Annotated in this window: 2 protein-coding genes; both read left to right on the top strand. The window is 58.2% G+C overall.

Annotation, left to right across the window (positions count from 1 at the left end; genetic code table 11):
* The first annotated feature begins 828 nt into the window (after positions 1–828).
* Positions 829–2,667: a hypothetical protein gene (locus tag ACGYK9_RS19145; RefSeq protein WP_394415259.1), complete on the top strand. Its 1,839-nt coding sequence runs from the start codon at positions 829–831 to the stop codon at positions 2,665–2,667.
* Positions 2,660–4,120: hypothetical protein (locus ACGYK9_RS19140; RefSeq protein ID WP_394415256.1), on the top strand; the 1,461-nt coding region annotated here is incomplete at its 3' end. The genes ACGYK9_RS19145 and ACGYK9_RS19140, both read left to right, overlap by 8 nt.

Below are 4,120 nucleotides of genomic sequence, written 5' to 3'. Positions count from 1 at the left end.
TTGGGGTCTGTGTAAGCAGATGGAGACGCGGTCTCGCGCTCCGGTTTTAGGCGGTGGCCGTGAGGTGATGTCCTGCGCGGCCCGTATAAGTGATTTGGGTACGTCGAATTCGGCGCGGAAACGCGATTAAGAAAAATCTGGATCTTTTCTGGGTGACCTTGCGTCAAGGATCGCAGGGGTCTTGCAAATGAAGTCCTTCGGTTTGCGGGCCGACCGTCTGCCGTCGCCCCAGTGGGGGCGGGGGGCGCTGCCTAACTTCTGAGTTTGGGACCAACCCCTCCGGGGCGTAATTCCCGAAGATGACGCTCAACGCCCTCTTTGCTCGCAAGGTCTTCGCCGCATTTCTTGTCTTGGAAAAGAACAGGATCGGAGAGGGCTGCTCTGCGCGATCCCCGGTAATCTGGTCGGCCCGCGGAGCGCTTAACCTTGCGCTGAGGCGGTATCGTTACCGTCGCATGTCTTGTGGGTGGGCCTTCTTGGCCCGCAAAATTGAAACCGCGCCCAGTACATGGCCATTTGTCTCGCCTTGCTCAACGGGTGAGGGCGCTTTCAAAAATGGTCAGCTGAGGATGCCGCATGGGTGGGTCCACGGCACCGCCGGTCCCCGTCCCGCGGGGCGCTACGGATTGCTCAGTGGCCCCCGAGACATCGCAATCTCAGTTAAGCGGCAAAGACCTCATGCAAGTGGTGCGGACATAAACACCCACCCGGTTTCACGGGCGGCAACCGCGAAGGTGTTTATGTCCGCTGCGCATTTAACCGGAAAAACCAGCACCTTAGCGGTTTCTCTATTTTCCATGATCAACCTCTTTCCTGAAAGGATATCTCATGCTTGATCTCTCTGGCAGACCCCCTGCCGTCTTGTCTCCTGTTGCAACCCTGGCGGCCTCCACCACCCCCTCGGATGGGTCCAGCTTTGCACAGTTTCGCGCTTATACGGCCGCAAGAACCGATCTTACTGCCAGCACCCAAACAAGCTACTTGGGCGCGATTGATAAGGCCGCATCGATACTGAACCGGCCGTTGACTGCGATTGACGCAGACCTTGCTGCTATTGAGCAGAGGTTCCCTTTGAAGGGGTTTGACCTCGATCATTGGCCGACAGAGCGCGCTTACAAGACGTTCCGGGGCCGACTCATAGCTGCGCTCAAGTCGTTTTGCGGTGTTCATGCCGAGAAAGCCCGCTTGCGGGCAATGGAGGATGACTGGACAGTATTGCTTGCGGCCATTGAGCCGCGCGTACAGGGGCGGGTAGGTACATCGGATTGGCATCCGATGAAGCTCCAGATGCTGAAAAGCTTTGCGCTCGTTGCGCGGTCTTACGGCTGGCAACCACGGGATATGACTTTAGAGCGGGCCCGGCAGATTGACCGGGATTTCAGCGGCAATGTGAGAGACTCTCATGCGCGGTCTCTCAAACGCCTCGATGAGCTGCGCGCCTTTCCTGAGCTTCTGCCTCATTTGCCAGCGGAGCCCGTTAACTTTGTGCCCGCGCGCCGAACGCCGGCGCACAAAGAGATCCCGCACGACTGGGAAAACCAGCTCATCACCTGGATCGAGAGTGTCACGAATAATTCCTGGGATCCGGTCGCAAAGGAGTTCACCGATCGGCATGAGCCGCATGCGCATGTGATGAGGTCTGCTTTACGCACAGCTTTACGGGCGGGATTGGATATCGGCATGGTCAGCCGTGAAGAAGGCGATCTCAAAGCCATCCTGGCTTGTGATGAAACGCTCTATGCCATCGCGGGTGAGTTGTTTCGCCGGCAGCACGAACCGAAGTCGAAGGGGCACCTCGAGCCGCGCAGCGCCCGCAAATATCTCAAAGCCCTCAACCAGCTGCGCGCGCATCTCGGGCTGGATTGCAGCGGTATCCGTCAGGTCCTGGCGAACAACAAAACTGCGCGCGCAGGCCGCACGGCCGAAAAATCCATGACCAAGGCCAATCGCAAATTCTGTGAACGGCTTGTGGAAAAGAAGCACCTGCGGCGCCGTTTCCTCACGTCCTTTTTGACGCTGCGCACCGCCGCCGAAAAGATCTTGGCGCAGGCTAAGGCCGAGGGTCGCAAACTCACAGCGCTTGAGATCTCCCAAGTTCGCATGCTCGGGGTTTGCGCATGTTTTGCAGCTATTGAAATCGGAGGGGCCCCGTTGCGGCGCCGCAATGTCATGGCGCTGACATGCGTCGGTGAAGACGCGCAGTTCCGCATCCCCAAGAAGGGTAAAAAGCCCTTCAAGGTCTTCTTGCCGGCGGCGGTGACGAAGAACAATGCTGTGATCGAGTTCCCGATCGCGCGCAACAAATACGGCGCATATGACACGATTTGCTGGTATCTTGAGGTGATCCGCCCGCTTTTTGCGCATGCAGACACAAGCCCCTTTCTTTTTCCTGCGGTACGCACGCCCGGGCGCTCTCTCAACGCGGACTTCTTTGCCGCGCACTTCTCGCAAGTCATGCGTGCGGTTGTTGGCTTGCCGATGACCCCGCACCAAATGCGCCATGGTCAAACGTCGCTTTTGCTCGATCGCTATCCCAACGAGATCGAAGTGATTGCCAAGCGTATCGACGATACCGCGGCCACTTTGCGCCAGTTCTACGGCTGGCTGAATGCGCTCAAACTCGTTGAGCGGGGCCAAGACATGATGATCGGATTGATGGATGACTAAGACTTACGACACCCGCAGTCGCTCAGAAATTTTATCGGCGGCGCATTTTGATCCTTACCGCACAGCCCCCAAGCTTGGTGAGATCTGCTTACGTGAGCTGCGCACCTTGGATAAGTTCTTTAGGTTTGCGCAAGCACGCGCGATCGTTGTGCCTACGCTTTCGGATTTTCTTACGTTTGCAGAAGGGGATGCTTCGCCACGACAGTTGGAGAACCTGCGCACCGCGTTTGACAGGTTGGTCCCGCCAGGGACCCCGGTTCTTTGCACAATACGTGACGCGATCCGTGCAAAGAAAGGCACCGGCCGTAGCTGTGACCTTCGAGATAGGCAGGCACTTGGGGCGGACCCTTTGATGGCTCCTTACTGTAACTTAAAGGGGTTCAGGACAGTAGCGCTTGAGGACCTGCGCGTTTTTGCCAGGTTTCTCGCGTTCACAGCCGCGCGTGGGATCACGGTACCCACGGTCGATGACTACCTCGCTTTCGTGGCAGATGTGACGTCGAGCCGCCGCTTGCGCTCTCTCAGGGCCGCCATCGATGTTTTGATGCCGGGCAGTCCTGCCGCGCATGTGATCCTGTCTGACGCGATCGCCCGCAAAGAGCCCCCGAAACCTGCCAAAGCGGGGTCCGTGCCGCGCCCTGCAGCGCAACGGCGCATTGCTTATGATGCCCTGCCGCCCGCTTGGCGGGCCAAATTGAGTGCGTGGCGCACGGGTCTGGTGGCGCTGCATGAAGCCGTACCGGCCGTCTCCGTGATCGACAACACCGAAGATATTTTGCGTGAATATGCAAAAGTGCAGATCGATGCAGGTGCTCCAGTCGCCATTACCACTGAAGGGGTCCGGCGCATGGAGGCATCGCGCACGGCGCACGCCAAAGCGCGTCAGGCCCCAGCCTATACATCTCAAGGGGATCGGCCCGCTACACGGCATACCGCTGTCATGCGGCTGCGCCAGTTTGGAGACGCCCTTGGAGTTGATAGGCTGACGTTGGAGGCGATCCGCGCGCATGAGAACGCGCTACGAGCTGACTTGCAGTCCGTCGTGCCTCTGAAGTTCGGTCGCTATGAACAACTGCCTGATTTGAAGGAAACCTGGCAGCTGGCCCATGAACTTTTGGAGCAGAGCACTGAGGCCAAGCGGCGGCCTACGAAGATACGACTACTCAACGAGGCGTTCTGTATCGCGTTCTGGACGCTGATCCCGCTGAGATTGGGTGACGGTCAGCTCATCTGGGGGGAGGATATATGGTATGATGGGGACTGCTACCGCATCGATATCACGACAACGAAAGAAGATGAGCCCTTACGCGGCAGATTACATAAACGGCTGGAGCCCTTTCTGAATGCTGTTCTCCTGCGCGGAATGAAGGTGGATCATCTGGCCCATCTCCGCGCGCTTTCCCAGACGGAACAAGTTCCGGTATTGCGCGACGTATCTGGCAAAGGACTCGCA

The organism is Sulfitobacter sp. 1A15258 (assembly GCF_043557045.1).
Classification (GTDB): domain Bacteria; phylum Pseudomonadota; class Alphaproteobacteria; order Rhodobacterales; family Rhodobacteraceae; genus Sulfitobacter; species Sulfitobacter faviae.
This window is presented reverse-complemented; position numbering and strand designations above follow the sequence as displayed.